Genomic DNA, 25,723 nt, shown 5'->3' on the forward strand with positions numbered 1-25,723 from the left:
AAGAGGTCTCCTGTAGGTGCGAGCAAGCTCGCTCCTGCAGGTTACATGCGGAAGACGCCGAAGCGGCTCGGCTCGATGGGGGCATTCAGCGAAGCGGACAAGGCCAGGGCCAGCACGTCTCGGGTCTGCAGCGGGTCAATCACACCGTCGTCCCACAGGCGTGCGCTGGAATAGTAGGGGTGGCCCTGGGTTTCGTACTGGTCGAGGATCGGCTGCTTGATCGCGGCTTCTTCTTCAGCGCTGAAACCCACGCCGGCGCGCTCAGCCTGCTCACGCTTGACCTGCACCAGCACGCCGGCGGCCTGTTCGGCGCCCATCACGCCAATGCGTGCATTCGGCCACATCCACAAGAAGCGTGGGTCATAGGCGCGGCCACACATGCCGTAGTTACCGGCGCCAAAGCTGCCGCCGATGATCACGGTGAACTTTGGCACCTTGGCGCAGGCCACTGCGGTGACCAGCTTGGCGCCGTGCTTGGCGATGCCACCGGCTTCGTATTTCTGGCCGACCATGAAGCCGGTGATGTTCTGCAGGAACAGCAGGGGAATCCCGCGCTGGCACGCCAACTCGATAAAGTGCGCGCCTTTTTGCGCGGCTTCGGCAAACAGGATGCCGTTGTTGGCCAGGATCGCAATCGGGTAGCCGTGCAAGTGCGCAAAGCCGCATACCAGCGTGGTGCCAAACAGCGCCTTGAACTCATCGAACACCGAACCGTCCACCAGCCGCGCGATCACTTCGCGCACATCAAAGGGTTGCTTGGCGTCGGCGGGGATCACGCCGTACAGCTCTTCGCTGCTGTAAAGCGGCGCCACGGGCGTACGTTGCAGCAACTCGCCCTGTTTGCGCCAATTGAGGTTGGCCACGCTGCGCCGGGCCAGCGCCAGCGCGTGTTCATCGCTGTCGGCATAGTGATCGGCCACGCCGGAGATCTTGCAGTGCACATCGGCACCGCCGAGGTCTTCGGCACTCACGACTTCACCGGTCGCGGCCTTCACCAGTGGCGGCCCGGCGAGGAAGATGGTGGCTTGCTGGCGCACCATGATCGCTTCATCCGCCATGGCCGGCACGTAGGCGCCACCGGCGGTGCACGAGCCCATCACCACCGCAATCTGCGGAATGCCCTGTGCACTCATGTTGGCCTGGTTGAAGAAGATCCGCCCGAAGTGCTCGCGGTCGGGGAACACCTCGTCCTGACGCGGCAGATTGGCGCCGCCGGAGTCGACCAGGTAGATGCATGGCAGGCGGTTCTGCTCAGCGATGGTCTGGGCGCGCAGGTGTTTTTTCACGGTGAGCGGGTAGTAGGAGCCGCCTTTCACCGTCGCATCGTTGGCGACAATCATGCATTCGACGCCTTCCACCCGGCCGATCCCGGCAATCACTCCGGCGGCGGGTACGTCCTCGCCATACACCTGATGGGCGGCCAATTGGCTGAGTTCAAGAAACGGCGAGCCGGGGTCGAGCAACCGATTGATACGTTCACGGGGCAACAGTTTGCCGCGTGAGGTGTGCCGCTCCTGGGCCTTGGCGCCGCCGCCTTGTTGCACGTGGGCAAGCAGGCTGTGCAGGGCGTCGACCTGTTGGCGCATCGCCGCGCTGTTGGCGGCAAACTCCGCCGAGCGCGGGTTGAGTTGGGTATGCAAGGTGGCCATGGTGCGCTCCTTCAGCGGGTTTCGTTGAAGAGTTCGCGACCGATCAGCATCCGGCGGATTTCACTGGTGCCGGCGCCGATCTCATACAGCTTGGCGTCGCGCAACAGGCGCCCGGCCGGGAATTCGTTGATATAGCCATTGCCACCGAGGATCTGAATCGCATCGAGGGCCATTTGCGTGGCGCGCTCGGCGCTGTAGAGGATCACCCCGGCCGCATCCTTGCGCGTGGTCTCGCCGCGCTCGCAGGCCTGGGCCACTGCGTAGAGGTAGGCACGGCTTGCGTTGAGTTGGGTGTACATGTCGGCAACCTTGCCCTGGATCAGCTGGAATTCGCCGATGCTCTGGCCGAACTGCTTGCGGTCGTGGATGTAGGGCACGATCAGGTCCATGCACGCCTGCATGATCCCGGTAGGGCCGCCGGACAGCACCACGCGTTCGTAGTCCAGGCCGCTCATCAGCACTTTGACGCCGCCATTGAGCGTGCCGAGGATGTTTTCCTCCGGCACCTCCACGTCATCGAAAAACAGCTCGCAGGTGTTGGAGCCGCGCATGCCCAGCTTGTCGAACTTGTTACTGCGGCTGAAGCCTTTCCAGTCGCGCTCGACGATAAAGGCGGTGATGCCGTGCGGACCCTTTTCCAGGTCAGTCTTGGCGTAGATCACATAGGTGCTGGCGTCGGGGCCGTTGGTGATCCAGGTCTTGCTGCCGTTGAGCACGTAATGGTCGCCGCGTTTGTCGGCGCGCAGTTTCATCGAGACCACATCGGAGCCGGCATTAGGCTCGCTCATGGCCAGGGCGCCGACGTGTTCGCCGCTGATGAGTTTGGGCAGGTACTTGAGTTTCTGTGCGTGGTTGCCGTTGCGGTTGATCTGATTCACACACAGGTTGGAATGCGCGCCATAGGACAACGCCACCGACGCCGAACCCCGGCTGATCTCTTCCATCGCCACCACGTGGGCCAGGTAGCCCAGGCCGGCGCCGCCGTATTCTTCCGGGACGGTGATGCCCAACAGGCCCATGTCGCCGAATTTCTGCCACAGGTCGGCGGGGAACAGGTTGTCACGGTCGATCTGTGCCGCGCGCGGCGCGACTTCCTTGCTCACGAAGGACTGCACCTGGTCGCGCAGCATGTCGATGGTTTCACCGAGGGCGAAGTTCAGGGACGGGTAACTCATGGACAGGCACCTTAATGTGAGCTTTGTTTTTGTGTGGAGGGCGCGCCAGGGGAGGGCGCTCACCTTTACGTTAACGTAAACTTGCGTTACGGCGGTGTCAATCGTAGTTTACGTTTACGTCAACCTACAAAAAAGACAAACAGGGGTCGTTATGGATCAACCGAACCAGAGCTACAGCCGTGGCTCCCAGGACAAGACCTTGCTGGCCATGACGATTGGCCAAGCCTTTGATCGCACCGTCGCGCAATTCCCCGATGGCGAGGCCCTGGTGGTGCGACACCAGCAGCGTCGTTACACCTGGCGGCAATTGGCCGAAACGGTCGATTTGCACGCCCGTGCCTTTCTCGCCCTGGGTATGCAGACCGGCGACCGCCTGGGTATCTGGGCACCCAATTGCGCCGAGTGGTGCATCAGCCAGATCGCCAGCGCCAAGCTCGGCGTGATCCTGGTCAATATCAACCCGGCGTACCGCAGCAGTGAACTGGAATACGTGCTCAAGCAGTCCGGCTGCCAGTGGCTGGTGTGCGCCGGGTCATTCAAGACCTCCGACTACCACGCGATGCTGCAGGCACTGAACCCCGATCTGCGCGGCATGATCAGCCTAGACCCCAGCCCGCCCCCGGGATTCCTGCCCTGGGCGCAATTGGCCGCGCTCGGGACAGGCATCCCGCTCGAACAGTTGCACAGCCGCCAGGCCATCCTGCACTTCGACCAGGCGGTGAATATCCAGTACACCTCCGGCACCACCGGTTTCCCCAAAGGCGCCACCCTCAGTCACCACAACATCCTCAATAACGGTTACATGGTCGGCGAAAGCCTGGGCCTGACCGCGCAAGACCGCCTGGTGATCCCGGTGCCGCTGTATCACTGCTTCGGCATGGTCATGGGTAACCTGGGCTGCATCACCCATGGCACCACCATGATCTATCCCAATGACGGCTTCGACCCGCTGCTGACGCTCACCGCCGTCGCCGAAGAGCACGCCACCGGCCTGTACGGCGTGCCCACCATGTTCATCGCTATGCTCGATCATCCACAGCTGGGCGGCTTTGACTTGTCCAGCCTGCGCACCGGCATCATGGCCGGCGCCACGTGCCCCATCGAAGTGATGCGCCGGGTGATCAGCGAGATGCACATGAGCGAGGTGCAGATTGCCTACGGCATGACGGAAACCAGTCCGGTGTCCTTGCAGACGGGGGCGGATGATGACCTGGAGCGCCGCGTGACCACGGTCGGGCGCACCCAGCCGCAGTTGGAAAACAAGATCATCGATGCCGACGGCAATACGGTGGCGCGAGGCGAGATCGGCGAGTTGTGCACCCGTGGCTACAGCGTAATGCTTGGCTACTGGAACAACCCCGATGCCACCCGCGAGGCCATCGACGACGCTGGCTGGATGCACACCGGCGACCTGGCGAGCATGGACGCCCATGGCTACGTGTGCATTGCCGGGCGCAACAAGGACATGATCATCCGTGGTGGCGAGAACGTTTACCCGCGTGAGCTGGAGGAGTTTTTCTTCACCCACCCGGCAGTGGCGGATGTGCAGGTCATCGGCATTCCGGATGAGCGTTACGGTGAAGCCATCGTCGCCTGGGTCAAGTTCCATCCAGGCCATGTGGCCAATGAGCTTGAGCTGCAAACCTGGTGCAAGGGCCGCATTGCGCACTTCAAGACGCCCAAGCATTTCAAGTTCGTGGAGGAGTTCCCGATGACGGTAACGGGCAAGATCCAGAAATTCCGCATGCGCGAGATCTCAATACAAGAGCTGAAGAACGCGCTCTAGCTAATGACGCATTACCAATGTGGAGCGGACTTGCTGCGAATAGGGTGCCTCAGTCGCCACCTGTATCGACTGAACCACCGCATTCGCGAGCAAGCCCGCTCCTGCATTTTTTGACGCGTGCCAGGCCAGGGTTTATCAATTCCCAGAAAGCACAAAGGGGACCCGAGGGTCCCCTTTAATTTGTCGTTGCGTGCTCTTTTTTTATTATTGAGGGGCGGTCTATTGTTGTTTTTGGCAACCGTTACCCTTTACCGCTGTTTTTGGCGACCCCCATGCGGGGTCAAGAGCAAACGTATTTTTTTGAGCGCTGATCTGCTTCTTCGTTATCGATCCAACCAGTGGGTAGCTACCTGAGGTAGTTTTATTTTTCTCTAACCGGTTGCGGGTTTCGGCATGCCGTACCCTGCGAAGCACATCTTCTCCAAAAAAATCTGTTAGCTGCGTCTCTGCCGTGTTGTTTTTGTTATGTCAGAGTCGTTTCGTCTTATTTTTATTAGGTTTGGCGCTTTTTATTCTTGTTATGCCATAGAGATAGCAGAAGCCGTGCCAACTTTTAAAAATGCTTTAAAATCAATAACATAATTTTTATATAGGGATTGGCCTACGGCAAATACGACAAAATATGTTCCCGTGTTACTCGATGTGTAGCAGGGCGGTAACACATTCTTACCGCTAAGCTACTCAACCGGCGTTACGCGCCTTCGCCACGCGCGACCCGGTAGGCCTACCCAGCACGCTGCTGATTTGCTGGCCCGCGCCGATCAAGGCCTCCAGGTCGATACCGGTCTCGATACCCAGGCCATTGAGCAGGTACACCACATCTTCGGTGGCGACGTTACCGCTGGCACCTTTGGCGTAAGGGCAGCCGCCGAGGCCCGCGATAGAGCTGTCGAACACCGAAATCCCTTCCAGCAGGCTGGCGTAGATGTTCGCGATGGCCTGTCCATAGGTGTCATGGAAGTGCCCCGCCAGCTTGTCCCGTGGCACCTGCGCACCGACCACCTCGAACAGGCGACGCGTGGCGCCCGCTGTGCCGGTGCCGATGGTGTCGCCGAGGGACACCTCGTAGCAGCCCATGGCATACAACTCCCGTGCGACCGCCGCCACTTGCTCTGGCGCGATCTGACCTTCATAGGGACAACCCAGCACGCACGAGACATAACCCCGCACGCTGACCCCATTCTGCTTGGCCGCCGCCATGATCGGCGCGAAGCGCTCCAGGCTTTCGCTGATGGAACAGTTGATATTGCGCTGGGAAAACGCCTCGGATGCCGCCGCAAACACCGCCACTTCCTTCACGCCGGCCGACACTGCGTCCTCGAAACCGCGCAGGTTCGGCGCCAGGGCACCATAGGTCACGCCAGGCTTGCGCTGGATCTGCGCGAAGACCTCGGCGGAACCGGCCATCTGCGGGACCCACTTGGGCGATACAAAACTGCCGACTTCGATATAACTCAGGCCCGCCGCGCTGAGGGCGTCCACCAACCGGACCTTGTCCGACACGCTGATGGGCTGGGCTTCGTTTTGCAGACCGTCGCGTGGGCCGACTTCCACCAGGCGGACGTGTGAGGGGAGTGACATGGCAGTTACCTTCTGATCAATGGCCGGCCTGGCGCATGGTGTGGGCCAGGGCCTGGGTGCAGCGTTCTTCGGCGGTGTCCAGTTCCAGCTTCATCTGTTCGATGTCCAGCAGTTGCTGTTCCAGCTGTTCACGGCGCTCGGCAATTTTTGCGAGCATGCTGTTGAGTTGCACATGGTTGCCGCTGGTGGGGTCGTAGAGTTCGATCAACTCACGGCATTCCGCCAGGGAAAAACCGATCCGTTTGCCGCGCAGGATCAGCTTGAGGCTGACCTTGTCCCGCGCCGAGTAGATGCGCTCCTGGCCCCGGCGTTCCGGAGCCAGCAGGCCTTGTTCCTCGTAGAAGCGAATGGCGCGGGTGGTGATGTCGAGCTCGCGGGCGAGGTCGGAGATGCTGTAGGTAGTGCTCATGGCGGCGCTCAAGAAGGTCTTGGCGCTAAGCTAATGGCAGGTTGACGTAAGCGTCAAGCTCAACCCTGTAGGCGCTAGCCTTAGGGTTGTTGCTTGTCGAGCTTCTTTTCGTGCGCCGTGACCTGCTGGCACAACTCGATCATCTGCTCACGCATCCAGCGGTTGGCCGGGTCCTGGTCGGTGCTTTCGTGCCAATACAAATGGGTTTCCACCGGCGGCACGTCGTTGACCGGCAGGTTGAACCAATGCAGTTCGTGGCGGCGGGCGAAGCGCTCGGGCACGGTCATCACCATGTCGGTCTGCTGCAGCACCTGCGAGGCCATCAGGTAGTGCTGGGAACGCAGGGCGATCTTGCGCTGCAGGCCCATCTTGCCCAGTGCCAGGTCGACATGGCCCAGACCGTTGCGCCGGCTGGAGATATGGATGTGGGTCAGCCCCAGGTAATCATCCAGGGTCAGCTTGTCCTTGCCCGCCAGCGGATGACCCTTGCGCATGGCGCACACGTAGCGGTCTTCCATCAGCTTGACGTGTCGCACCTGCGGATCGGTGTTGAGCGGCGCGTCCACGGCAAAGTCCAGGCGCCCGGCGGCCAGTTCCTTGGTGGTTTCGCGGCGTTTGGACAGGAAACTCTCGATCACCACGGTAGGCGCCAGGCGGCGCAGACGCTGAAACAGCAGCGGCAGGATCACCGCTTCGGTGAGGTCGGTCATGCTGATGCGGTAGGTCTTGGCCGCCTGTTGCGGGTTGAAGATGCGGCTTTCCTGCACCGACACCCGCAGCAACGACAACGCATTGCGCACCGGGCCGATGATGTTCTGCGCCATCGGCGTGGGCACCATGCCTTGGGCGGTGCGCACGAAAAGCGGGTCGTTGAAGGTCTCGCGCAGGCGTGCCAGAGCGTTGGACACCGCCGGCTGGGTGATGCCGACAATCTGCCCGGCGCGGGTCAGGTTGGCTTCGGTGTAGATCGCGTCAAAGACGATAAACAGGTTGAGGTCGACCTTGCTCAGATTCATTTCGTAGCGCTCTTATTGTTAGGTGGCCATACGTCGATCATATATCGGTGATGAATGTTAATACACGCCGAGAATAGGCTAGGTAAATTATCAACGCTGTTCTAGCATCGATTGCATGACCTAAACAACCTCTCAGAGAAGGGAGCTGCTCATGGATTTCGCCTATTCGCCCAAGGTTCAGGAACTGCGTGAACGCGTCACTGCGTTCATGGACGCTTACGTGTACCCGGCCGAGCCGGTATTCGAACGCCAGGTCAGCGAAGGCGACCGCTGGCAGCCCACCGCAATCATGGAAGAGCTGAAGGCCAAGGCTAAAGCTGAAGGCCTGTGGAACCTGTTCCTGCCGGAGTCCGAACTGGGCGCCGGCCTCACCAACCTCGAATACGCACCGTTGGCTGAAATCATGGGCCGTTCGCTGTTGGGCCCTGAGCCGTTCAACTGCTCCGCCCCCGACACCGGTAACATGGAAGTGCTGGTGCGCTATGCCAACGAAGAGCAAAAGCAACGCTGGTTGGAGCCGTTGCTGCGAGGCGAGATCCGCTCGGCCTTCGCCATGACCGAACCGGATGTGGCGTCCTCAGACGCCACCAACATGGCCGCCCGCGCCGAGCGCCAGGGCGATGAATGGGTGATCAACGGCAAAAAGTGGTGGACCTCCGGCGCCTGCGACCCGCGCTGCAAAATCCTGATCTTCATGGGCCTGAGCAACCCGGACGCACCGCGCCACCAGCAACATTCGATGATCCTGGTGCCGGTGGACACCCCCGGCGTGAAGATCGTGCGCCCGCTGCCGGTGTTCGGCTACGACGACGCGCCCCACGGCCATGCCGAAGTGCTGTTCGACAATGTGCGGGTACCCTACGAAAACGTGCTGCTGGGTGAGGGGCGGGGCTTTGAGATCGCCCAGGGCCGCCTTGGTCCGGGCCGTATCCACCACTGTATGCGCTCCATCGGCATGGCCGAGCGCGCACTGGAACTGATGTGCAAGCGCTCCGTCAGCCGGACTGCATTCGGCAAGCCACTGGCGCGCCTGGGCGGCAATATCGACAAGATCGCCGACTCACGCATGGAGATCGATATGGCACGCCTGCTGACCTTGAAGGCGGCGTACATGATGGACACCGTGGGTAACAAAGTCGCGAAAAGCGAAATCGCCCAGATCAAGGTGGTCGCGCCGAATGTGGCCTTGAAGGTGATCGACCGCGCGATCCAGATCCATGGTGGTGCCGGTGTTTCCAACGATTTCCCGCTGGCCTACATGTACGCCATGCAACGCACCCTGCGCCTGGCCGATGGCCCGGACGAAGTACACCGGGCGGCGATCGGCAAGTTCGAGATTGGCAAGTATGTGCCTAAAGAGCTGATGCGCGGCGGGCAGTAAGACCGAGCCGCCTGCATCACGGGCAAGCCCGGCTCCCACATTAGATGGCGTTTACATGAACGACTCGATCCACTGTGGGAGCCGGGCTTGCCCGCGATGAGGCCGGCCCGAACAACACAACGCTTAAGGTTCAGTAGACCCAAACCTCCACGCGCCGATTCTTGATCCGGCCTTCATCCGCCGTATTCGCCGCCACCGGCATCTGCGCGCCAAACCCTCGGATATCGCGCAATACCACGCCGTTCTTGACCAATTCCCGGCGCACCGCCATTGCCCTGAGTTTCGACAGCAATGCCGCCCGCTGCGGGTCATTCTTGGCATCTCCAAACCCCACCAGCGTCACCTGTTTATCCAGCTTGTCGTGGCTTTTGAGATACGCCACCACCCGCTGCAGATCCTGGCGTGCCTTGTTGTCCAGGCTGGCGCTGCCTTCCTCGAAACGAAAATTCACCGTCAGGCGCTGAGCATCACGTGCGATCGCTTGATAGTCCTCAGGCATCGACGCGCGCGGCTCCACGGCGATCGCCTGCACCTGCTGCGCGATAAAGCCGTTGGCTGCCACAATCGCCTGGCCCTTGCTGCTCTGGCTGAAGTCCACGAGCGCCTTGGCCCATGGATTGCGACTGGATGGCGGCAAGTAAAAGAACAGTCGACGTGAGAGTGGATAATCCTCGGTAGCAATCAGGCTGTTCAGCGGCAGCATCGGGTGCGAGTCGCCATCCACAATCGCCACCGCCTTGGCCTGGCGTACGTAGGGCAGGCCGATAAAACCGATGCCTTGGGGGTCCTGGCTGACCGCATCGGACAACTGCTCGCTGGACTCGAAACGTGTGGCGCCCGAGGCGAGCGGCTTGCCACGCAGGCGCAGTACCAGTTCCTTGAAGGTGTCATAGGTGCCCGACTGGTCATCCCGTGCGTACACGTGAATCGGCCCACCCACGCCACCCAATGCCTCCCAGGTGCTGATCTCGCCATTGAAGACCTGCGCCAGTTGCTCGGTATTCAGGGTGTTCAGCGGGTTTTGCGGGTGGAGGATGATGGCCAGGCCATCGATGGCGATCACCTGTTCGGCTTCGGGGCTTTTCAGGTCGCCGAGGGGTTCGAGGTCCACCAGTTCGCTGTCCTTGATCGGGCGCGATGAGGCAGCCAGGTCGGCAGTGGATTTCTTTAGGGCAGTGAAACCGGTGCTTGAACCATGAGCGGCGATTTCGATGATCACCGTCTTGCCTTGGCGGGTCTTGCCGATCACGCGCTGTTCATTGGCGCCTTCCGCCGGTTCACCGTGCACCGCCTGCAAACCCTGATGCTCCATCAAGCCCTTGACCAGCGCCGGGCCCAACGCCGCGCCAATGGTATTGGAACCCTGGATGCGCAAAGCAGGGCCTTGATCGGGAGCGGGTAGGGGGGCGGAAACAGCGTAGAGAGGAAAGAGTGCCAGCAGAAACAGAACGCGCAGCCTCATGCCGGCACCTTCTCAAACCAAAGGGAGTGCCGCGAGAATAAGTCAGGCCGGTTGCAGAAATATGACTGATAAGCCAAGGATCCAATTGTGGGAGCTGGCTTGCCTGCGATAGCGGTGTATCAGCAAACCAATCTTTCACTGGCCCACCGCTATCGCAGGCAAGCCAGCTCCCACATTGAATGGTGGTGTCAGCTCAATTCAAGCCAGATCGGCGCATGGTCCGACGGTTTTTCCAGCCCCCGCAGTTCGTAGTCCACCCCGGCATCCTTGACCCGCGACAGCAGGCCATTGGAGGCCAGGATCACGTCGATGCGCAGGCCGCGCTTGGGCTCGTCTTCAAACCCACGGCTGCGGTAGTCGAACCAGCTGAAACGATCGGCAACGTCCGGGTTGAGGTGGCGGAAGCTGTCCACCAGGCCCCAGTTCTTCAGGCGCGCCATCCACTCGCGCTCTTCCGGCAGGAAGCTGCACTTGCCGGTCTTCAGCCAGCGCTTGGCGTTGTCGGCGCCGATGCCGATGTCGATGTCTTCCGGGGAAATATTGATGTCGCCCATCACCACCAGTGCCTGGTCATTGCTGAACTGGCTTTCCAGCAGTTGCTGCAAGTCTTCGTAGAAGCGCTGCTTGGCCGGGAACTTGGTGGGGTGGTCACGGCTTTCGCCCTGGGGGAAGTAACCGTTCATGATGGTGACCGGGTGGCCATTCTCGTCGGCGAAGGTGCCCCAGATAAAGCGGCGCTGGGCATCTTCTTCGTCACTGGCGAAGCCTTTGTGCAGGCTCAACGCCGGCTGGCGCGAGAGCAGGGCGACACCGTAGTGACCTTTTTGGCCATGGTAGTACACGTGGTAGCCAAGGGCCTGTACTTCGGCGAGTGGGAATTGGTCATCGTGGACCTTGGTTTCCTGCAGGCCGATCACATCGGGCTGGTGCTTTTCAATCAGCGCCGCCAGCTGATGAGGGCGGGCGCGCAGCCCGTTGATATTGAAGGAGACGATTTTCATGGTCGGCAGTCCAGTCCTGGCAAAAGGGCGATGCTAGCGGACAAGACGGACGGGGGCCAGCGTGGCGGTAGGACAGATGCACTGCTAATGTCTGGGAACGACTGATGCTGTGTAGGTTCGTACCATAAGAGCGCCATCCTTTCAGTGGCGCCCAGGGAGATTGACGGTATGCCGGACACTTCAACTGCAATCGCTGAAATTCGCCTGCTCAACAGTGGCTATTCACGCGAAGCCCGTTCCTTGTTGTACCAGGCTTATCGGCATGAGCCGACGTTCGCCTACATCTTCGAAGCCGAACGCCCTGGCTATGAACAGCGGGTACGCGCCACCGTGCGCGAACTGGTCAAGCAGCACTTCTTTCAGAAACTTCCGGCCATCGGCCTGTTCGTCAACGACCGGCTGATCGGTATCGCCCTGATCGCACCGCCGCAGCGGCGCCTGGGCATCACCGAAAGCTGGGCCTGGCAACTGCGCATGTGGCTGAGCACGGGTGTGCGCGGCACGCGATGTTACCTCGACTACCATCACGCGGTGCTGGCGTGCCTGCCCACTGAATCAGTGCATGTGCTGCCGTTGTTGGGTATTCACCCGCAATTCCAGGGCAAACACTACGGCGAGCAGTTGCTGGAGGCCGTGCACAATTGGTGCGCCGAAGACCCGCATTCGTCTGGCGTGGTACTGGACACGGGCAACTCGCGCTATCTGGAGTTCTATAAGCGTCAGGGCTATCAGGAAATCGGTGAAGTCGCTGTAGGCCCCATCCTGGAGCACGTGTTTTTTCACCCCAATCCCCAGTCGTTACATGCTGCAACGGCTTAATACAGAATTATTCAGACATTTCCGAGTTCAAAGAGGCTCCCCAGGTCGTGTAGCATCCGCGCCTATGAAGTTTCCAGGAAGATTTACCAGCGGCTTGATTCTGCTGTTCACAAGCTGCGGCGCCTTGGCGCAAAGCGAATTGGACGTGCGAGTCAAACCTTCAAACGACGCGTTGAAAGCCAACATCGAAGGCTATATCGGCGGGGTGGGCGATCGTGATGAAGAGGCCTTGCTACGGTTCAGCCGTGGCGCGGAGGAGCAGGCGCGCAAAGCCGCCCAGGCCCTAGGCTTCTATCAGCCACGGATCGAGAGTGACGTGAAGGGCGGCAACAACCCGCGCCTGATCCTCACCATTGACCCCGGCGAGCCCGTGCATTTGCGTAACGTGACCATTCGGGTCGACGGCCCGGCCGCCGACCTCAAGGCCTTTCGCGTGCCCGTCAGCAACGACCTCAAGTCCGGCGCCGTGCTCAATCACGGCCATTACGAAGACGCCAAGCGTCTGATTCAGAACCAGGCCTCGCGCTATGGCTTTTTCAGTGGGCGCTTCACCCGTCAGAAATTGGCAGTAGACCCGCAGGCTGGCGTCGCCGATATCGAACTCATCTACGACAGCGGTCCGCGCTATACCCTCGGCAAAGTGAGCTTTGCCGGCGATACGCCATTTGACGAAGAACTGCTGCACCGCATGGTGCCGTTCAAAAGCGGCACGCCCTACGACTCTGAACTGATCGCCGAACTCAACCAGAACCTGCAAGCCAGTGGCTTCTTCGAAGGCGTGCGCGTGGACGCGGCCCCGGCCGCTTCGACCAACGACATCATTCCGGTGGCTGTGCGCTTGGAAACCCGCAAGCCGCGCACCATGGGGCTCGGCCTGGGGTTTTCCACCGACGTCGGTCCGCGTGGCAAAGCCAACTGGACCCGCCACTGGGTCAACCCCCAGGGCCACAGTTATGGCTGGGAAGCCGAGCTGTCGGCGCCCCGGCAGAACGTCGGCCTGTGGTACGACATCCCGCTCGACCCGCCGTTGACCGACAAGCTGCGTTTCGCCGGGGGCTACCAGAACGAAGAAATCGCCAACACCGATACGGTCAGTAAATTGCTGACCCTCGGCCCTGAATGGCATAGCAAGTTGCCGAGCGGCTGGACACGTGTGATTTCGCTCAAATACCAGCGTGAGGAATACCGCCTGGGCAATGACTCCGGCCTGAGTAACCTGGTGATGCCGGGCGTCAGCTATTCCTACCTGCGCAGCGATAATCGCATCGACCCGCACAACGGCTACCGCCTGCAATTCGACACCAAGGTCGCCAAAGAGGGCCTGGGCTCCGATACCAACCTGCTGTATGGCACGGCCCTGGTCAAAGGCCTGACCACGTTGTGGGACAACCACCGCTTCCTGGCCCGCGCACAGGTGGGTGGCAGTGCCACCAACGGCTATAAATCGGTGCCGCCGTCACTGCGTTTCTTTGCCGGTGGTGACCAGAGTGTGCGGGGCTACGAGTATCAGACGCTGTCGCCCGAGAACGACCGTGGCGACCGCATCGGTGGCCGCTACATGGTGGCCCTGAGTGCCGAGTACCAATATTCCATTGCCGAGAAATGGCGGATCGCAACCTTCATCGACCAGGGTAATTCCTTCAACAACCTGGACCTGCCGAGCCTGAAAACCGGCGTGGGTGTCGGCATCCGCTGGGTTTCGCCGGTCGGTCCGATCCGCCTTGACCTGGCCCATGCCCTGGAAGACCCGGGCGGTATTCGATTGCACTTTTCCATGGGGCCTGAGCTGTGATGCGTGGTGTAAAAATAGCGGGGCTGGCGGTGGTGGCCATCCTTGTCGTGCTGTTGCTGGCACTGTGGGCGGTGCTCGGCACCCAGGCGGGCAGCCGCTGGGCGTTGGGCCGCGTGCCGGGTTTGACCCTGGAAAATTTCCAGGGGCATTTGGGCGGCCAGTGGAGCGCCGACCATGTGCTGTGGCAGCAGGACAGCAGCCGTGTCGAACTCAAGGCGCCCACATTTGATTGGTCGCCGGCATGCCTATTGCGCATGACCCTGTGTATCGAGACGTTGGATGTGGAGCAGGTCAGCCTGCAATTTCCTCCGAGCACCGAAGAAAGCAGCGGGCCGATTCAACTGCCCGACTTGAAACTGCCGCTGGCCATCCAGCTGGGCGACGTTCGCGTCGGCAGCCTGCTGTTCAATGGCAGTGAGGAACTCAAGGGCCTGCAATTGGCGGCGCATTGGACCGCCGCCGGATTGCAGATCGACTCGGTGCACCTGCAACGCGATGACCTGGTGCTGGACCTCACCGGGCTGCTGCAACCCACCGGCGACTGGCCGTTGAACGCTACCGGTAACCTGAGCCTGCCTTACGCACCGGGCGGCGCTTCGTGGAAGGTGGCGCTCAAGGTCGATGGCGACCTGCTCAAGACCCTCAAGCTTGACGCTGACAGTACGGGCTACCTGCCTGCCAAGCTCACGGGCGAACTGCAACCCCTGGTGGAAAATCTACCGGCTCAATTGCACATCACTGCCGACGGCTTCAAACCGAGCGCCGATCTGCCCGATACCCTGCAACTCAATCAACTGGACCTCACCGCCAAAGGTGACTTGAACCGCGGCTACCAACTGCTGGGCAAAGCCGTATTGCCGGCGGAAAAAGGTCCGGTGGATCTGCTGCTGCAAGGCCGGGTCGACGCCAAGGGTGCGCAGATCGCTGGCCTGGACCTGAATGCCGGTGACAAACAAAGCCTCAAGTTGACGGCCCAACTGGATTGGCAGCAAGGCTTCAGCGCCGACGCCAAGATCGACTGGCTGGATTTCCCCTGGCATCGCCTCTATCCGGTGATCGACGAGCCGCAGGTCGCCCTGCGAACGTTCAACGGCGAGATTTCCTACAAGGACGGCAACTACCTGGGTAATCTCAAAGCCGACCTCGACGGCCCGGCGGGCACGTTCAATGTGGTCACGCCCTTCAGTGGCGACCTCAAGCAGATCTTCCTGCCCGAGCTGAAACTCGCCGCCGGCCAGGGCAAGGCTGAAGGCCACCTGAACCTGCAATTTGCCGACGGCATTACCTGGGACACCGCGCTGGACCTGTCGGCGCTGAACCCGGCGTACTGGGTCGCAGAACTGCCGGGCACCCTGGCGGGACCGCTACGCAGCAAGGGCGAGTTCAAGAGTGAGCAACTCAAGCTGAACGCCGACCTCGACCTCAAGGGCCGCCTGCGTGGGCAAACCGCCGTGTTGGCGGCCAAGGCTGAAGGCGCCGGCGAGCAGTGGACGTTGGCCAACCTGGATATTCGCCTGGGTGACAACCGCATCAACGGCAGTGGCAGCCTGCAACAACGTTTGGCCGGGCAGATCGATATCAAGCTGGCGCGCCTGGCCCAGCTCTGGCCGCAATTGCGCGGCCAGGTCAACGGCCGACTTGACGTGGCCGGTAGCCTCAAGGCTCCCCAGGGCAAACTCGACCTCAAGGGCCAACAACTGGCGTTTGCCGACAATCGCCTGCAAAGCCTCACCCTCGACGCCACCCTCGACAGTGCCCAGCGCGCCAAGATCGACTTGAAAGGCAGCGGCATCCAATCCGGCGACACCCAGGTTGGCACCCTGACCGCCAGCGCCCAAGGCGATATCAAAAACCAGAAAGTCCAACTGGACCTGGCGGGACCGCTGGTCAAGCTTGCCCTGGCGTTGGATGGCAACCTCGACAAAGGCAACTGGCGCGGGCGCCTGGCCAGTGGCGATGTACAAGCCGGTGGCCAGGACTGGAAGCTGCAAGCCCCGGCGAAGATCGAACGCATGGCCGATGGCAAGCTGACGTTTGCCGCGCACTGCTGGGTGTCCGGCCCTGCCAGCCTGTGTGGCGAAGACCAGCGCCTGATGCCCGAGCCGAAACTGCGCTACCACCTCAAGCAATTCCCCATCGACAGCCTCGCGGCGTTCCTGCCTAAGGATTTCGCCTGGCAGGGCACGCTCAACGCCGACGTGCAACTGGACTTGCCCGACAGCGGCCCCAAAGGCGTGGTCGCGGTGGATGCCAGTGGCGGCACCTTGCGTGTCAGGGACAAGGACCAGTGGCTGGACTTCCCCTATGACACCTTGAAGCTGGAAACCACCCTCAATCCCAAGCGGATCGACACGCAGCTGAATTTTCGTGGCGGCAAGCTTGGCGAATTGATGGTGCAGGCGCAGATCAACCCGCTGCCGAAGAACAAACCGATCACCGGCAATTTCAGCCTGGTCGGTCTGGACCTCGCGGTGGCGCGACCGTTTGTGCCGATGGTGGAAACCCTCAGCGGCAAGCTCAATGGCAACGGGCGTATTGCTGGTGGCCTGTTGGCGCCCCAGGTCAACGGCAACGTGAACCTGGTGGGCGGCGAGGTTTCCGGTCCGGAACTGCCCATCAGCCTGCAAGGTTTGGACGTGCAAGCAGTGATTGCCGGCGAGAGCGTGCAGCTCAACGGTGGCTGGCGCAGTGGCAAGGCCGGGCAGGGCAGCCTCAAAGGCCAGATCGAATGGGGGCAGGCGTTGGCGGTGGACCTCAGCCTGCAAGGCTCGCAACTGCCGGTGACGGTGGAGCCCTACGCGGTGCTGGAAGTGGCGCCCGATCTGAAAATCAGCCTGAAGAACGACAAGCTGGCCGTCGCCGGCAAAGTGCACATCCCGCGCGGCGATATCACGGTGCGCGAGTTGCCGCCGTCCACCGTCAAGGTCTCGGATGACACGGTGATCATCGGCAGCCAGACCGAAGAGGGCAAGCCGCCGATGGCGATGGCCATGGACATCGACGTGATGGTGGGCGAGGACAAGCTCAACTTCTCGGGCTTCGGCCTCACCGCCAAGGTACAGGGCCAGGTGCATATCGGCGACAACCTCGACACCCGTGGCGAGCTGTGGCTCAACGATGGCCGTTACCGCGCCTACGGGCAGAAGCTTGATGTACGCCGTGCGCGACTGCTGTTCGCCGGCCCCCTGGACCAGCCATACCTGGACATCGAAGCGATTCGCAAGACCGACGATGTGATCGCCGGGATCCGCCTGAGCGGCAGCGCCGAGCAGCCCACCACGCAGATCTTCTCGGAGCCGGCCATGAGCCAGGAACAGGCGCTGTCCTACCTGGTGCTGGGGCGTCCGCTGAGCACCACCGGTGAAGACAACAATATGCTGGCCCAGGCCGCGTTGGGCCTGGGTTTGATGGGCAGCGCCGGAGTGACGTCGGACCTGGCGAAGAACTTGGGCATCCAGGACTTCGAACTGGATACCCAAGGCAGCGGCAACAACACTGCCGTCGTGGCCAGCGGCAAGATCACCGAAAAACTCAGCCTGCGTTACGGCGTAGGGGTGTTCGAACCGGCGAGTACCATCGCCTTGCGTTATCTGTTGAGCAAGAAGGTGTACCTGGAAGTGGCGAGCGGTGTGGCCAGCTCCCTGGATATCTTCTACAAGCGCGACTTTTAAGTCCGACCACTCGGCACCTCGCCCGGCTTAGCGTGCCCATACTCCGACATGGATTTGGGCCAGCGTGTTTGACGAGGTGCTTACGGGTTCGGCGCGCAGGTGAGTGCTACCCGCTCGTAGTTCAGCGCCTTGTTGCGTTCGCCCAACGCATAAGGTGCCTGGCAGTGCTGGTCGGCCCATTTGATCACCAGCGTACCCGTATCTTCTTCCACCAAGGCCAACGCCTTGCCACTCGGATCGGCGATCGCCATCTGCTTGCCCGCCATGCTTTCCAGCGACGCGCCAAACGGGATCGGCCGATGTTGGGCGTCGAACAAGGCGAACTGCACGCGGCGCCCGCTCTTGCTGGCATAGCGCGCCAAGACCACGGCCCCGCGCCGAGGGACAACTTGCTGGGTGGCGTTATCGATTTCGATATCAGCGCCCAGGTCGCGGGTGTCCAGGCTGATCCAGTTAACCCGATAAGGCTGCGTATTGGGGATCACTGCATAGCCGTTGCTGCCAGTCCTGGCGCCGGAGAAACTGCTGATCTTCACACCGGGCACGCCTTCGACTTGCGCCAGCGCAAAGGTCTCGCCCACGGTCTGTCCCAGGTTGATACCGCCCGCGTGGGCCACCACTGACCCGGCCACATTGAGGTTCTGTGCGCTGTACCCACGGCCCTGGCTGTAGCCACCGCTGATGTCCATCAGCGCCGTGCGGGTGCTGAGGTTGGCCGAACCGGTGCTGCCGCCCGTGCTGCTGTTGCCGGCTTGCAGCGAATAATAGGTGTTGCTGTCTTCCGTCAGGTAGCCGTTGACGCCCATTTGCGTGGTGTCGTTGTCTTTTTGCGTGCTGGCAGAAACGAATGCCCTCGGCGCACGGGGCTTCGAGCCCAGCGGAAACGACAGTGACAGGTTAATCAACGTGTCGTTGTTCGACGGCCCGTAGTTGCCCACATCCTTGGTGTGCGTGGCGCTGAGGTTGTAGGTCACGTCTCTCCAGTAATTGCTGTAGCCCGCCGACAAGCTTTGCGCGCCGCCGCGTCCCCAGTAGCGCTGGTCGCTGGCGTTTAGGTACACACTGCCGAACTGCTGGTTGCGCCCCAGGCTCTGGTTGACGGTCAGGTCGGTGCGGGTTTTCGAGTTGCCGAGGTGTGTCCGGCCGTCGCTGCTCAATTCCTCGACATGTTCGGTGAGGGTGCGATAGCCCTCGGTCGAGTACCTATAGGCCGCTAGGGTGAAGTTGGTGTCGGTGCCGGTAAAGGTCTTGGCATACAGCGCGCGCAGGCTGTTGCCCGTGACCTGCCGGCCGAAGGTACGGCTGGCGGAGTGGGTCATGTCCAGTGACACCGCACCAATCGATGTGTTGCGCCCGGCCCCGACCGACAGCGCCTGGAAGTCCTGCGTAGCCTGCACCCCGACGATCCCCGACAGGTTGCTGCTGATGCCATAGGCCAGGGTGCTGCTGACAAACTGCGGGGTTTTCTGCCCGTCACTGTTGCTGTTGTACTGACCGGCCGAGAGGCTGTATTTCACCTGGCCTTCACGCACCATGATCGGCAAGCTGGAAAACGCCTGCACCGTGACCCGGCGACGGCCGTCCGCCTCGATCACCGTCACTTCAAGGTCGCCGTTGGAGCCGCTGGGGTAAATGTCACTGATTTCGAACGGCCCCGGCGGCACGTTGGCGGTATAGAGGATGTAGTTGTTCTGGCGGATCTCCACGGTGGCGCTGGACTGCGCAACGCCCCGGATGATCGGCGCGTAGCCGCGTTCGCTGTCGGCGCGCATGCCGTCATCAGAGGCCATCTTCAGGCCGCGATAGCGCACGCTGTCAAACAGGTCGGCATCCGAAAAAATGTCCCCGGCGCTGAACTGCCCCTTCAAGGCGGTCAGGTCATGTTGCAGGTAGCTACGGTTGCTCTTGAACGTGCTGGAGCGGCCGGTGCTGCTGCTGAAGTTCGACTCGTTGCGCAGGCGCCAGCCCCCGAGGTTGATACCGTTGCGCAGGCCCAGGTTGTTTGAAAGCGTGGTGTTGGCGTCGGTGCTGCTGCGGTTGCTGCTCAACTGGTAGTTCATGAACGCGGCGGGTACGCCATCGTCCCACAGGGCCGGATCGACATAACCGCGGCGCCCGCGCTCCATGGCGCGTTGCGGCACACTGACCAGCAAGCGCAGGCGCGGTACGTCGTAGCGAACGCTGGCGTGTTCGATCAGTGCGGGCAGGTCGAGACAGGCGTTGGGATCGGTGTCGACGAGTTTCCCGTTGGCCTGTAAGGCGCCGATATCGACGCCCACTTGTTGCAGCATCTCCAGGGTCAGGCAGGCCTCGACCCGGCCGTTCGAAGGGTTGCGGCGAAAGTCGATATCGCGTCGGCCTACCAGGGTGTCGTTACCATACAGGTCAACCCGGTAATTGCCGGGGAGCACGCTGCTGCTGGCGAGCAACGACTGCAGGTCGACCGACGCCGCTGCGCCCTGCAAAAACGAAGTATTGAAGTGTTCATCGCCGTCGGCGTGACAGACCGAGCTGAAGCCCACGGCAATCAAAAGTGGCGCCAGACTATCGCGCTTGAATAAAAACATGCAGGAACCCTATATCACCTCCGATACGAACTAACGGAGCGAAGAGAAATACAGTGAAAGTGCGACTGCGCGAAGGGCAGGCGCGTTATGGTGATTCTTTGTTCAAACTGGCGCTTATTTGAGCGCTGTTGGAAATTTGCGCGCTGTAGGGATCTTGTGCGCCATAGTCATTAATACTGCTGAACTTCAAGTGCGCTGCGTTAGTGACCGGAAGTTGTTTGAGGACGAACTCTTTTTGTTCGCCTGGCGCAATCATCATCGTATCGAATGGGTGTTCGCTGACGGCACCGGCCTGCAGGGTAATGTCGGCAATCGACACGTGATAAGCCCCAGGGTTGCTCACCCGCAGCACAGGCTTGCCGCCGTGCTCGGCCAGTTGCCAGCGCAGTTCGGTCGGCGCCAGGTAGGCGTTGTTTTTCATGCCGGCTGGGCGAAAGAACACCTTGATGCGCTGGCGCACGGCAAGCTGCAAGGTGTTCTCGGTTTTCGAGGCCTTGGGAATTTCCTGCACGTTGAGCCAAACGACGGACTCGCGGTCGGTGGGCATGCCCGTGCCTTCGTAGATCACCCGCAACAGTTGTTGCTCATTGCTGGTGACCCGCGCCAGCGGCGGGGTGACGGCGAACGGTACGGAGCTTGCGTCGGCGTCGTCCGTGTCGACCCAGGACTGAATCAATATGTCCTCGCCGCTGTTGCGTACGGTGATACCGGCTTCTTTGTGCTGGCCGTCGAACACCAGGCGTGTGCTGCTCAACGAAATGCCGGCTGTGGCCTGGCCGACCGCAAACAGGCCGAGCAGACCCGCACAGAGGGACAGTGAATAGCGAAAAAACATAATGGCTACCGCTATGTTTGAGAGGTATGCGAGGCCCGCAGGCCCCGCAACAGGTTGGGCTTATTCGTACTGCAGGGTGAATGGCAGGGTGGCATCGGCGCGACCGGCCACGGCGGAGGCGGCGTCAGCGGTGGTGACGTAGGCAGCCGAGAATTTCAGCGTGGTATTGCTGTCTTGCAGGGTGTTCTCGACCTTCGCGGCGGTCGGCGAGCTCAGGTCGATCAGCGCGCCATTGGAGTCGAGCAGGGCGATACCGATGTTCTTGGCGGCGCCCAGGCCGTCGGTCAGCTTCAACACTTTGGTGCCGGTCACGATGCCGGAGCCGGCGCCTTTGGTCGGTTGGAAGATCATCGCCACCTTGGTGCCAGCGTTGCAGTTGATCGTCATGCCGAAGTTCTCGGCGCTCAGGGTGCCGTTGCCTTTCGGTGCGGTGGCTGTGCCTATGTCCTTGATCGACACTTCGCCCATGCTGACCGAGATAGTTTTGTTCTCACCGATGCCTTCAACAGAGCAAGCATCATTGTTGATGCTGCCGGTGAAGTTGATGGTACCGCTACCGGCTTTGGTAGGGGTTGCCGGTGGGTCGACGGCAAATGCATTACCAGCGGCGAAGATCGACAATGCCAGAAGTGTGCGAGACAGCTGTTTCATGTTGTTTTTTCCATGTTGGGGTTAAAACAACACAATAAGGCTGCAGCGGTGAGTGGGACATCAGACGATCCCTAGAAACCGGTGTTAGTTGAACAAGTTGCGCTCTATGCAATAAGCCAACAAGTCCTGATCGCTGCCGACTTCCAACTTGCGCATGGCCGAGACTTTTTGTGTGCTGATGGTTTTGGCGCTGCGGTTCAAACCTCGCGCAATTTCATTGACACTTTGTCCTGAGATAAACAAACGCAGGATCTCATGTTCCTTTGGGGATAACCGAGTGAAGCGCTCATCGAGATCGGACGATTCCAGTACCGAGGTCGGTTGCGGGCCCTTGCTGCGTACCGGGATGCCCCGGGCGATGGCCTTGAGCACGGCCTGAATCTCATTGTGCAGTTGGTTTTTCTGGATCACGGCCAGCACGCCCACTTCCTGCAAGCGCGTGAGGATCAGCGGATTGGAGATCATCGTCAGCACCAGCACGCGTACCTTGGGGAAATGCCGCACCAGGTATTCCACTAACTTCAGGCCATCGCCGTAGGGCGAGTCCGCCGGCATATTGAAGTCGGTGATCACCAGGTCCACTGCAGTGTTTTCCAGTAGCGTCACCAGTTCGTTGGAGCACACGGCTTCGCCCACCACGCGAAAACGCTTGTCGCGCTCGACCAGCTCCCGTACCCCGACCAGCACGATGGGGTGATCGTCTGCAATGACTACGTTGAGGGTTTCCATGGGTTGATTATCCAGAGTGAAATTATTCAAAGGAGTCGAGCAATGCCGTGAGGCGAGCCAGGTTGCGCCGTACTTCCAGGGCAAGCGTGGGCGTGATGGCCATGCCGGTCAGGCGCAGTTCCAGTTCGACAAAGGCGTTGGCCAAATCAACGAGCTGCACCGCGCCGAGGGCTCCGGCCATGCTGTGCAATTGTTGCGCCGTGCCGCTGGCGTCCTGGTTGTCCAATGCGGCCAGGATGGTGTGCACATCCTGACGCAGCGTGGTGACAAACAGTTCGCGCATCTTGGGCGACAGCGGCGGCATATCGACGACGGCGGGCACTTCGATCTTGCAGTGTTTTTCCAATTGCGCACGCAAGGTGGCGAGGTTCAGCGGCTTGACCATCCACCCGTTCATGCCAACAGCCGTACAGTGTTCGCCTTCTTCGCGCATGGCATTGGCGGTTATCCCGATAATCGGCAACGTGGCATCTTGTCGGCGCAATGCTTCGGCCAACTGATAGCCGTTCATTACCGGCATATTCACGTCGGTCAGCACCAGGTCGAAGCGTCCGGGCAACCATTGGGTCAGTGCCTGTTCGCCGTCGGAGGTGAGTACCACCGAGCAGCCCAGGGCTTCCAGTTGCTCCTGGATGATGGCCGCGTTGATCACATTGTCCTCGGCCACCAGTACCTGCAGGTTCAGCGGGCGTGCCTGGGTGGGTGGCGCGGGGCGATGGTCGGCCTCGGCACCGTGCTGCGCCAGGTAGACCGCCCAGGCAATGGCGCGAACATCGTTGGCGTCGACCGCCCAATCGCTGCCGTACGGTTGCGCCGGGCTCGGCCCTCCGGCGCTGGCGATGATGCGTGTGCCGGGCCATGCCGGGTCATGGGTGAAATCCACCAGCAGCGCGGCGGCGGGTGTGTCGGTGGCACATACGCGGCTGTCGAGCCCCAGGCGTTTGAGCCAGTCGATCATGCATTGCGTCCGCTCCGCTTCCGGCGCGCGCACGTAGACAGGCGGCGTGTCGGGGCTGAAGACGGGGCAATCGGCCAAGGTGCCGGGCACGGACTCCAGCGCGACTTGCAGGGTAAAGCTGCTGCCCAGGCCGGGTTCGCTGACCACGTTCAGTTGGCCGTGCATCAACTCGCACAGCCATTTGCAGATGGCCAGGCCCAGGCCGGCGCCGGCCTGTCGGGTGGCATCTTCGGCCTGGTAGAACGGGTCGAATAGTTGATGCTGTTGTGCTTGGGCAATGCCCACGCCAGAGTCGCTGACTTGCCACTGCAACTCGACCCGCCCATCGCTGGTTTCCAGGCCCCGCAGGCGCAGCACCACGCGCCCGTTATCGGTGAACTTGATCGCATTGCTCAGCAGGTTATTGAGGATCTGGCGGATACGCAGCGGGTCACCGCGTAACCTGTCCGGCAGGTTCGCGTCGATGCAGGCATACAGCTGCAAGCCCTTGGAGCGGGCGAATGCGCCGTAGGTGCGCACGCAGTCTTCCGTCAGTTCCAGGGGGCAGAAATCCTGGAGTTCGAGGGTCATTTGCCCGGCCTCGATCTTCGACACATCCAATACATCGCTGATCAACTGGAACAAGGTGGTGGAAGAACGCTGGATGGTCTGCAGGTAATCCTGCTGGCGTGGCGCGAGTGACGTCAGGCCAAGCAGCTCCAGGGTGCCCAGCACGCCATACAACGGCGTGCGAATTTCATGGCTCATAGTCGCGAGGAAACGGCTCTTGGCCTGGCTCGCCGAGTCTGCGGCCTGACGCGCTTCTTCCAGGGCGGCAGCGTCTTCGATATGCCGGGTCACGTCATGCACCACGCACAACCACGCGTCCTGGCTCTGATAGCGAGTGGGCACGAACGCCACGTGCAGATGCCGGCCGCGGCTTTCCAGGTCGGCCTGGCCCGGTGCGGTGTGAGGCTGTTGCTTGAGCAAGTCGTACAAGGGGCGAGCGTCTTGCCATTGCAGGGCGTGCTGGTTCTGCAGGAGTACGTGATGATCACTGCGACGGATCACGCACAAACCGATCGGGGCCGTGTCGATGAGTGCACGGCTGAAGGCCTCGCTTTCGGCGATACTGGCATGGGCCTGATGGGCGGGGAGGACCACCCGTACGGTGTACCAACGCGTGAACGCCCGACTGCACCCCAGCATCGCCAGCGCCACGGCCACCAGGCACAGTAATGGCCACATCGCATAGTCGAGAAAACGCTGCACGCTGATCACATAGATCGCCGTCCAGTGTTGCTCGCCCTGGCTGGTCAACTTGAACACTAGGCCATCACGGGTGAAGTTTATGCCCTCGTTCAGCACCTGGCCGGGCTTCGTCGCACCGGTCAGCACTACACCGGCGGGCGTGATCAGGGTGAAGTCGTCGTAGATCGACCATTGCATCAGCCGCTCGATGTTATTGACCTTGGCCAGGTCCAGCAACGAGGCCACCACCACCCAAGTACTGGCGCCGTCGATGGTCAGCGCGGTCGAGGCCAGGTTGATGTCGACATAGCCCAGCAGCACAGGGGCGCCCTTGTCATCGGACGCGGGATGGTAGGGTTCCCAGCGCACGGGATGATCTGGCAATGACGCGTTCTGCAGGTGCAGGCGCTTGTTCACTTGGGTTATCACCTCCACCAGTGCACCGATCTGCACGTGGCCGCCATCGCGCAGTCGGCCGGTGGCGGGCACGCTGATGTCGAAGTTGTCCGGGCCGTTGACCACCACCACTTGCGGGGATTGGTAGTGGGATGCCGCCCAGAAGGCACTGTAGTAGGCGGACAGGTAGGTGCCCAGCGCGAACACTTTGGGGTATTGGTCGACGGCGACCTTTTGCGGGTTGATCTTCAGGCTATAGGGCAGGGAAAACGGCAGCCCGCGGCCTTCATAGATATTGGCGCCTTCTTCAGGCAGGTGTTTTTGCACGTAGGGCGGCAGCATGGCCGAGGGGTTGAACTTACCCGTGCTGCTGCCCCGCGAGATATCGCCGAGGAACGCTTCCTGCTCGCGGATGTTTTCCATCAGCCGGGCGAAGTGGAACTGCAAGGTGTCGCGCTGCTCCTGAACCATGCGCTGCACCCCCAGATAGCTGATGCCCAGCAGCAACAGTACCAAGGCTCCCAGCACCAGCAAGCCTTTGTTCAGGCGCAGCGAGCTGCTGGTAAGTTTCTCCAGGAAGGCGTTGGGGTGATGCATGACGCGGTGACCTCGCAA

At 61.2% G+C, this 25,723-nt stretch carries 17 protein-coding genes; 5 read left to right on the forward strand and 12 right to left on the reverse strand.

The genetic code is table 11. The features are described from left to right. Window positions 1-41 precede the first annotated feature (41 nt). A complete protein-coding gene (locus tag AB4O08_RS23510; protein ID WP_044287381.1) occupies window positions 42-1,649 on the reverse strand; it encodes a carboxyl transferase domain-containing protein in 1,608 nt (535 codons plus the stop codon). A gap of 11 nt (window positions 1,650-1,660) precedes the next feature. Next, complete coding sequence (locus AB4O08_RS23515; protein ID WP_021492803.1) at window positions 1,661-2,824, reverse strand: isovaleryl-CoA dehydrogenase; 1,164 nt, start codon at window positions 2,822-2,824, stop codon at window positions 1,661-1,663. 151 nt (window positions 2,825-2,975) lie between these two features. Here AB4O08_RS23515 and AB4O08_RS23520 point away from each other — a divergent pair, with 151 nt between their 5' ends. Next, window positions 2,976-4,610: an AMP-binding protein gene (locus tag AB4O08_RS23520; RefSeq protein ID WP_045791919.1), complete on the forward strand. Its 1,635-nt coding sequence runs from the start codon at window positions 2,976-2,978 to the stop codon at window positions 4,608-4,610. Window positions 4,611-5,291: 681 nt separating this feature from the next. Here AB4O08_RS23520 and AB4O08_RS23525 read toward each other — a convergent pair. From AB4O08_RS23525 to AB4O08_RS23535, 3 genes are all read right to left on the reverse strand, one after another. Then, window positions 5,292-6,191: a hydroxymethylglutaryl-CoA lyase gene (locus AB4O08_RS23525; RefSeq protein WP_010209470.1), complete on the reverse strand. Its 900-nt coding sequence runs from the start codon at window positions 6,189-6,191 to the stop codon at window positions 5,292-5,294. 16 nt (window positions 6,192-6,207) lie between these two features. Next, window positions 6,208-6,600: a MerR family transcriptional regulator gene (locus AB4O08_RS23530; RefSeq protein ID WP_010209471.1), complete on the reverse strand. Its 393-nt coding sequence runs from the start codon at window positions 6,598-6,600 to the stop codon at window positions 6,208-6,210. 80 nt (window positions 6,601-6,680) lie between these two features. Further along, window positions 6,681-7,616 carry a LysR family transcriptional regulator gene (locus AB4O08_RS23535; RefSeq protein ID WP_010209472.1) on the reverse strand — a complete coding sequence of 312 codons (936 nt, stop codon included), beginning with the start codon at window positions 7,614-7,616 and terminating at the stop codon, window positions 6,681-6,683. A 151-nt stretch (window positions 7,617-7,767) separates the two neighbouring features. Here AB4O08_RS23535 and AB4O08_RS23540 point away from each other — a divergent pair, with 151 nt between their 5' ends. Next, window positions 7,768-8,997, forward strand: coding sequence for an acyl-CoA dehydrogenase (locus AB4O08_RS23540; protein ID WP_021492800.1), 1,230 nt, complete (start codon window positions 7,768-7,770; stop codon window positions 8,995-8,997). Between the two features lie 130 nt (window positions 8,998-9,127). Here AB4O08_RS23540 and AB4O08_RS23545 read toward each other — a convergent pair whose 3' ends face one another. Both AB4O08_RS23545 and xthA read right to left on the reverse strand, forming a co-directional pair. After that, window positions 9,128-10,459: a substrate-binding domain-containing protein gene (locus AB4O08_RS23545; RefSeq protein ID WP_460114384.1), complete on the reverse strand. Its 1,332-nt coding sequence runs from the start codon at window positions 10,457-10,459 to the stop codon at window positions 9,128-9,130. A gap of 188 nt (window positions 10,460-10,647) precedes the next feature. Beyond that, window positions 10,648-11,460 carry an exodeoxyribonuclease III gene (xthA, locus tag AB4O08_RS23550; RefSeq protein WP_010209477.1) on the reverse strand — a complete coding sequence of 271 codons (813 nt, stop codon included), beginning with the start codon at window positions 11,458-11,460 and terminating at the stop codon, window positions 10,648-10,650. Window positions 11,461-11,628: 168 nt separating this feature from the next. Here xthA and AB4O08_RS23555 point away from each other — a divergent pair, with 168 nt between their 5' ends. The 3 genes from AB4O08_RS23555 to AB4O08_RS23565 all read left to right on the forward strand — a co-directional run bounded on the left by AB4O08_RS23555 (window position 11,629) and on the right by AB4O08_RS23565 (window position 17,742). After that, window positions 11,629-12,279 (forward strand): GNAT family N-acetyltransferase, encoded by a 651-nt coding sequence (locus tag AB4O08_RS23555; RefSeq protein WP_460114385.1) that lies wholly within the window; start codon window positions 11,629-11,631, stop codon window positions 12,277-12,279. Window positions 12,280-12,343: 64 nt separating this feature from the next. Next, entirely contained in the window at window positions 12,344-14,071 is a 1,728-nt protein-coding gene (locus tag AB4O08_RS23560; protein ID WP_021492798.1) for an autotransporter assembly complex protein TamA, read from the forward strand. Next, the gene (locus tag AB4O08_RS23565) at window positions 14,071-17,742 is read left to right on the forward strand and encodes a translocation/assembly module TamB domain-containing protein (protein WP_460114386.1); all 3,672 of its coding nucleotides are present in this window, start codon (window positions 14,071-14,073) and stop codon (window positions 17,740-17,742) included. Before AB4O08_RS23560 ends, AB4O08_RS23565 begins: the two co-directional genes overlap by 1 nt. A gap of 80 nt (window positions 17,743-17,822) precedes the next feature. On the opposite strand, the gene AB4O08_RS23570 is transcribed toward AB4O08_RS23565, so the two are convergent. The 5 genes from AB4O08_RS23570 to AB4O08_RS23590 all read right to left on the reverse strand — a co-directional run bounded on the left by AB4O08_RS23570 (window position 17,823) and on the right by AB4O08_RS23590 (window position 25,705). Then, window positions 17,823-20,309: a fimbria/pilus outer membrane usher protein gene (locus AB4O08_RS23570; protein WP_137205518.1), complete on the reverse strand. Its 2,487-nt coding sequence runs from the start codon at window positions 20,307-20,309 to the stop codon at window positions 17,823-17,825. A gap of 85 nt (window positions 20,310-20,394) precedes the next feature. Continuing rightward, the gene (locus AB4O08_RS23575) at window positions 20,395-21,144 is read right to left on the reverse strand and encodes a fimbrial biogenesis chaperone (RefSeq protein ID WP_042572121.1); all 750 of its coding nucleotides are present in this window, start codon (window positions 21,142-21,144) and stop codon (window positions 20,395-20,397) included. Window positions 21,145-21,204: 60 nt separating this feature from the next. After that, entirely contained in the window at window positions 21,205-21,795 is a 591-nt protein-coding gene (locus AB4O08_RS23580) for a fimbrial protein (protein WP_042572122.1), read from the reverse strand. An 84-nt stretch (window positions 21,796-21,879) separates the two neighbouring features. Next, the gene (locus AB4O08_RS23585; RefSeq protein WP_010209485.1) at window positions 21,880-22,524 is read right to left on the reverse strand and encodes a response regulator; all 645 of its coding nucleotides are present in this window, start codon (window positions 22,522-22,524) and stop codon (window positions 21,880-21,882) included. Between the two features lie 22 nt (window positions 22,525-22,546). Beyond that, window positions 22,547-25,705 (reverse strand): hybrid sensor histidine kinase/response regulator, encoded by a 3,159-nt coding sequence (locus AB4O08_RS23590; RefSeq protein ID WP_460114387.1) that lies wholly within the window; start codon window positions 25,703-25,705, stop codon window positions 22,547-22,549. Window positions 25,706-25,723 lie beyond the last annotated feature (18 nt).

It is taken from the genome of Pseudomonas sp. H3_E07, assembly GCF_054668895.1.